This window comes from Streptomyces sp. LS1784, from assembly GCF_020103755.1.
In the GTDB taxonomy this organism is placed as follows: domain Bacteria; phylum Actinomycetota; class Actinomycetes; order Streptomycetales; family Streptomycetaceae; genus Kitasatospora.
Genome location: NZ_JAHSQD010000540.1, coordinates 1 through 5585, shown reverse-complemented (window position 1 = coordinate 5585; position 5585 = coordinate 1). Strand labels below are relative to the sequence as shown.

At 72.6% G+C, this 5585-nt stretch carries 6 protein-coding genes and 1 pseudogene; 5 read left to right on the top strand and 2 right to left on the bottom strand.

Annotated features, from left to right (window positions below):
• A pseudogene (locus KS423_RS37120) lies at positions 1–304 on the bottom strand (hypothetical protein); the annotation flags it as partial.
• On the opposite strand from KS423_RS37120, the gene KS423_RS37115 reads away from it, so the two are divergent.
• Positions 303–662 (top strand): hypothetical protein, encoded by a 360-nt coding sequence (locus KS423_RS37115; RefSeq protein WP_224284144.1) that lies wholly within the window; start codon positions 303–305, stop codon positions 660–662. The pseudogene KS423_RS37120 and the gene KS423_RS37115 sit on opposite strands and share 2 nt — an antisense overlap.
• A 268-nt stretch (positions 663–930) precedes the next feature.
• Here the strand turns inward: KS423_RS37115 and KS423_RS37110 are convergent, their stop codons facing one another.
• On the bottom strand, positions 931–1368 hold the full coding sequence (locus KS423_RS37110) for a glutaredoxin domain-containing protein (protein ID WP_224284143.1): 438 nt from the start codon (positions 1366–1368) through the stop codon (positions 931–933).
• A 213-nt stretch (positions 1369–1581) separates the two neighbouring features.
• On the opposite strand from KS423_RS37110, the gene KS423_RS37105 reads away from it, so the two are divergent.
• The 4 genes from KS423_RS37105 to KS423_RS37090 all read left to right on the top strand — a co-directional run bounded on the left by KS423_RS37105 (position 1582) and on the right by KS423_RS37090 (position 5271).
• Positions 1582–2499 carry an ABC transporter ATP-binding protein gene (locus KS423_RS37105; RefSeq protein WP_224284142.1) on the top strand — a complete coding sequence of 306 codons (918 nt, stop codon included), beginning with the start codon at positions 1582–1584 and terminating at the stop codon, positions 2497–2499.
• A 74-nt stretch (positions 2500–2573) separates the two neighbouring features.
• Entirely contained in the window at positions 2574–3302 is a 729-nt protein-coding gene (locus KS423_RS37100) for an ABC transporter permease (protein ID WP_224284141.1), read from the top strand.
• Between the two features lie 98 nt (positions 3303–3400).
• Positions 3401–4636: a sensor histidine kinase gene (locus tag KS423_RS37095; protein WP_224284140.1), complete on the top strand. Its 1236-nt coding sequence runs from the start codon at positions 3401–3403 to the stop codon at positions 4634–4636.
• Positions 4633–5271 carry a response regulator transcription factor gene (locus KS423_RS37090; protein ID WP_224284139.1) on the top strand — a complete coding sequence of 213 codons (639 nt, stop codon included), beginning with the start codon at positions 4633–4635 and terminating at the stop codon, positions 5269–5271. The genes KS423_RS37095 and KS423_RS37090 overlap by 4 nt, the downstream gene beginning before the upstream one ends.
• Positions 5272–5585 lie beyond the last annotated feature (314 nt).

The following is a 5585-nucleotide window of genomic DNA, read 5'->3' as shown; positions in this document are numbered from 1 at the left end:
CACCGGGCTGGCACCAGCACCCGAGCCAGTTGCCGTGGGATCCGTCGTCGGGCCGGCCGTCGTCGGACGCCGCCTCGTCCGGGACGTCGTCATCGTCGGGCCGGCCGTCGTCGGACGCCGCCTCGTCCGGGACGTCGTCATCGTCGGGCCGGCCGTCGTCGGACGCCCCCTCGCCGTCCGGCTCGCAGACGGCCTGGCCGACCTCCTCGGGCTCCCCCACGGACTGGGCGACGGCCTCCGGCTCGCCGTCGGCCGATCCGGTGGAGATCGGTGTGGCGCGGGCGGGACAGACCATCGAGAACATGGGGATGACCGACTACCCCGACCACTACTTCGGCACCTGCCGCGACCGGAGCACGAACACGCTCTACGTGATGCGGGTCCCCGGCAGCGGCCTGGACGCCGCCGTTGCCCGCACGGCGGCCGACTGGCCCACGGTGAAGGTGCAGTTCGCCGACGCGGCGGGCTCCCGCGGCCAGCTCATGGCGCTCCTGAACCGGATCCGCGCGGACACCGAGGAGTGGCGGGCCAAGGGCGTGGTGATCGAGGCGCTGACACTCGCCATCGACGGCGCCGGCGTCGTGGTCGACACCCCGCAGTGGCAGTCCGCGGAGGCGGAGATCAGGGCGAGGTACGGACCCCTGGTGGCCGAGGTCCGCTGACAGCAGGCGCGAACGCCCCCTGCCGCGCCGGGACCTGGGTTCCTGAAGCGACTGCCACGACGGCCGCGGCGCCGTACGTCGTCGGAAGGCGGCGCCACCGGTCGGCTCGGTGGCGCCGCCTTCCGGTGTCCCCGGGTGCCGGCGCCTCGGGTTCCCCGTGCTGGGCGGGACGCTTGAAGCCCGATCAACTGTACGGCGTCGGAGGGTCGGTGGAGCGGGCCGGCTGCGAGCCTCGGATCGCTGACGGCGAGGAGAGGCCGCTGCCCGCTCAGGTGGCGGAGGAGAGCTGTCCGCGAACCCACGCGGGATCGGGGTTGGTGTGCGGCCGGCCGTTCACGACGACGGTCGGTACGGTCTCGTTGCCGTCGTTGGCCGCCCGCACCACCGCTGCCGCCTCCGGGTCGCTCCAGATGTCGACCCAGTGCAGCCGGCGGGCGGCCCGGCCGAGCCGGAGGCGCAGCCGCAGGCAGTACTTGCAGCCCGGCCGCCAGTACACCACCGGCCGGCCGTCGGCCGCGCTGCGGCGCTGTGCCTCCGCCGCCCCGAGCGACTTCGGGAAGACCAGGGGCGAGTTCATGGCCGCGAGCCCCGCGAACAACAGCAGGTACAGGACGGCGGCTCCGCGGCTCCCGCTGAACGCCAGCCCGCCCGCGACGGTCGCGCCGCAGAGGACGAGCAGCAGCGGCAGTGTCCACACACGCATCATGGCAGCCCAGACTATCCGCGAGTGCGGCACCGAGCGACGACGGCAGCGGCGTCGGGGCCCGGCACGCCGACGACGAGCGGATGCGTGCGGGGGACCGCGGGTGTCAACCGTTCGATCGCGGGATGTTCCACCGTACGGATATCACCGGGTCGATCCGTACGCGGAGGTGCGAGCCGGAGGCTGGTGGGACCTCGGAGAACGGAGACCAGGCCCATGCCGGCGATCGTCGTTTCGAACCTGCGGGTGCAGTACGGCCGGAAGGTCGTCGTGGACGACATCTCGTTCGAGGTGCAGGAGGGGGAGATCTTCGGGATCCTCGGTCCCAACGGGGCCGGGAAGAGCACGACGGTCGAGTGCATCGCCGGGCTGCGCAAGCCGGTCGGAGGCAGCATCTCGGTGCACGGTCTGGATCCCCGGCACGACGCCGCCAAGCTGCACCGCGTCCTGGGCATGCAGTTGCAGAAGAGCGAGATGCCGGACAAGCTGCGGGTCGGCGAGGCGATGGAGCTGTACGCCTCGTTCTACGACGACCCCGCCGACTGGCGGGGACTGCTCGGCGAGCTGGACCTGCTGGGCAGGGCGGACAGCCCGTTCGCCGCTCTCTCCGGGGGCCAGAAGCAGCGGCTGTCGATCGCGCTGGCGCTGGTCGGCAACCCCAAGGTCGCCGTGCTGGACGAGCTGACCACCGGTCTGGACCCGGCGGCCCGGCGGGACACCTGGGAGCTGGTCGAGCAGGTCCGCGCCCGGGGCGTCACCGTCGTCCTGGTCACCCACTTCATGGAGGAGGCCGAGCGGCTCTGCGACCGGCTGGCCCTGATCGACGGCGGCAGGATCGTCGCACTGGACACCCCGGCCGGTCTGGTGGCGGGCGTGGGCGCCGAGCAGAAGGTGCGGTTCCGTCCGACCTCCCCGCTCGACGACCGCATCCTGACCTCGCTGCCCGAGGTCACCTCGGTGGAGCGGCACGGCTCGCAGGTGGAGGTCACCGGCGTCGGCAACCTGGTGTTCGCGGTGACCTCGGCGCTGGCCCGAAACCGGATCGTCGCCGCCGACCTGCGTGCCGAACCGGCCGGTCTGGAGGACGCGTTCCTCGCCCTGACCGGCCGCCGCTTCGACCACCCGTCCCACTGACCGCCCGGCCCCGACAGACTCCGGACCCCGGACACTGTGCCCCAGGCCCCTCGGAAGGAGACCCCTTGCGGGCGATGAACCGACTCACGGCCGTGGAGTTCAAGCTCTTCCTGCGCGATCCGGCCGCGTACTTCTGGACCCTGCTGTTCCCGGTCGCCCTGGTGGTGATCATCGGCAGCATCCCGTCCTCCCGCGAGGCCGACGCCGACCTCGGCCGGCGCGTCATCGACTCCTACACGCCCGTCACGGTGGTGCTGGCCTTCGCGATGACCGGCCTGTTCATCACCCCGACCTACCTGGTGGGCTACCGGGAGAAGGGCATCCTGCGCCGGCTGTCGACCACGCCTGTGGGCCCGGCCCGGGTGCTGGTCGCCCAACTGGTCGTCCAGATCACCGTGGCGGTCTGCACCACCGTCCTGGTGCTCGCGTCCGCGCGCCTGTTGTGGGACGTCAAGCTGCCGGGCAACCCGGTCGGCTTCGTGCTCACCTTCCTGCTGTCGGCCACCGCGGTGCTGTCCATCGGGCTGTTCCTCGCCTCGGTACTCAAGACCACCAAGGCCGCCACCGGCGCCGGCAGCATGCTGTTCTTCCCGCTGATGTTCTTCGCGGGCCTCTACGTGCCCCGCGACGCGATGCCCGCCGCGGTCAACAGGATCGGTGACTTCACCCCACTCGGCGCCTCCGTGCGGGCCTTCGGCGACGTGACCGAGGGCCACGTCCCCAGCGCGACGGCACTGGTGGTCCTCGTCGCCTACACGGTGGTCTTCGGTGTCGCGGCGACGCGGCTCTTCCGCTGGGAGTAGGGGCCCTACGCTGGGGGTCCGTGATCAGGTACGGTCCCGGCACGGCCGGCGGCCGGGGAGCGGTGGAGGCCGGCAGCGGGGGGCCGAGGAGCAGCATCATGAAGAGCGACGAACCGACCGACCTCCGCCGCTTCCTCGTCCCCCTCCCCGTCGCGCTGCTGGGCGTGGCCACCGTGCTGTGCGTCGTGCAGCCCGAGGAGGGCGCGGCCACCGCGCGCGTCACCGTCTTCCCTCTGGTCGCGGTGACCGCCGCGTGGACGCTGGCGATGTACACCCTGCGGTCCCCCGCGTGGACGGGCCGCATCGGCCCGATGCTGACGTACGCGGCGGGCCAACAGGTACTGGCCGCGCTGCTGATGACGCAGCACCCGATCTTCTTCGTGTTCGCCGTGATCGGGTTCGTCCAGGCCTACGACCTGCTCCCGCCGCAGTGGGCCTTCGTCAGCGTCGGCGCCACCTCGCTGTTCATCAACCTGATCCCCGGCGGGATTCCGGACACCTCGAAGCGGATCGCCGTCGCGGCGGCCTCGGTCTGCCTCCAGACCTGCCTGATCGGTCTGTTCGGCAACCTGTCGCACCGCTTCAACGAGCGGAGCGAGGAACGACGGCGCCTGGTCGCCGAGTTGAAGGCGGTGATCGCCGAGAACAACGGCCTGCACGCCCAACTGCTGATCCAGGCCCGGGAGGCGGGCATCCAGGACGAACGGCAGCGGATGGCCCGGGAGATCCACGACACCATCGCCCAGGGGCTGGCCGGCATCGTCACCCAGCTCCAGGCCGCCGACCAGGCCCTGCCGCGGCCCGAGCAGCGCGAGTGGCACCTCGAACAGGCCCGGCTGCTGGCCCGGGAGAGCCTCACCGCGGCCCGGCGTTCGGTGGCCGCGCTGCGGCCGGCGGAACTGGAGGAGGCACACCTGCCGAACGCGATCCAGGACCTCGCCCGGCGCTGGTCGGCCCGCGAGGGCGTCCCGGCCACGGTGGAGGCCACCGGCGATCCGGTCCCGCTGCTGACGGAGATCGAGATCGCCCTGTTCCGCGTCGCCCAGGAGACGCTCGCGAACATCGCGAAGCACGCCGGTGCCAGTAGGGTCAGGCTGACCATTTCCTACCTGGAGGACACGGTCATGCTGGACGTTCACGACGACGGGGTCGGCTTCACCGTGACCGGCCTCGACGCGCCGCCGCCCGCCGACGGCGACAGCGGCTACGGGCTGGACGGCCTGCGCCGGCGGCTCGACCGGGTGCTCGGGACGCTGATCGTGGAGAGCGCGCCGGGCTCGGGCACCGCGGTCAACGCGAGCGTGCCCGCGATCCGCCGGGGCGGCGCCGCATGAGCGAACGGCCCTCCCCCGTACGGCTGCTGATCGTGGACGACCACCCGATCGTCCGGGACGGCCTGCGCGGCGCGTTCGCCAACAGCCCCGAGTTCGAGGTGGTCGGCGAGGCCGGCAACGGCGCCGAGGCGCTCGACCTGACCGCCGAGCTGAAGCCCGACCTGGTGCTGATGGACCTGCGCATGCCGGTGATGGACGGTGTCACCGCGATCCACCGGCTCGGCGAGACGGCGCCCGAGGTCCGGGTGCTGGTGCTGACCACCTTCGACACCGACAACGACGTGCTGCCCGCGATCGAGGCGGGCGCCACCGGCTACCTGCTGAAGGACGCGCCCACCGAGGAGCTGCTGCGCGCGGCCCGGGTGGCGGCGCGGGGCGAGGCGATGCTCTCCCCCGCCATCACCAAGCGGCTGATGGACCGGGTGCGACGGCCCGGCCCCGGCGTGCTGAGTCCACGCGAGCTGGAGGTGATGCGGCTGGTCGCCCACGGCTCCTCCAACAAGGAGGTCGCCGGCAGGCTCTTCATCACCGAGGCCAGCGTCAAGACCCACCTGCTGCGGATCTACGACAAGCTCGGGGTGCGCGACCGGGCGGGCGCCGTCGGCGAGGCGTTCCGGCGCGGTCTGGTGACCTGAGCCGGGCGCCCGCCGGCCGCGTGGGGGCTCGGAAGGCTCTCTTCCAGATTGTGACGTGACCCTGTCTAGTTCGTTCCCGTCCCGGTGTGGTGGGATGAGGCCTCACGGGGATGAACCGCTGACGGGGGTGTGTGCTGGTGCGGAGTGGATGGCTGCGGGAGCTGGACGGCGACGCGGCGTGCCTGGCGGCCGTGGGGCTGGTGCGGCTGGGCACGCAGGACTGGCGGAGCGCGGAAGGCGGGGCGCCGGCCTGGGCGGGCGGGCTGCGGGCGGCCTCGTTCGCCGATGCCTGGCTGGCGTTCGGCGACGGGCCC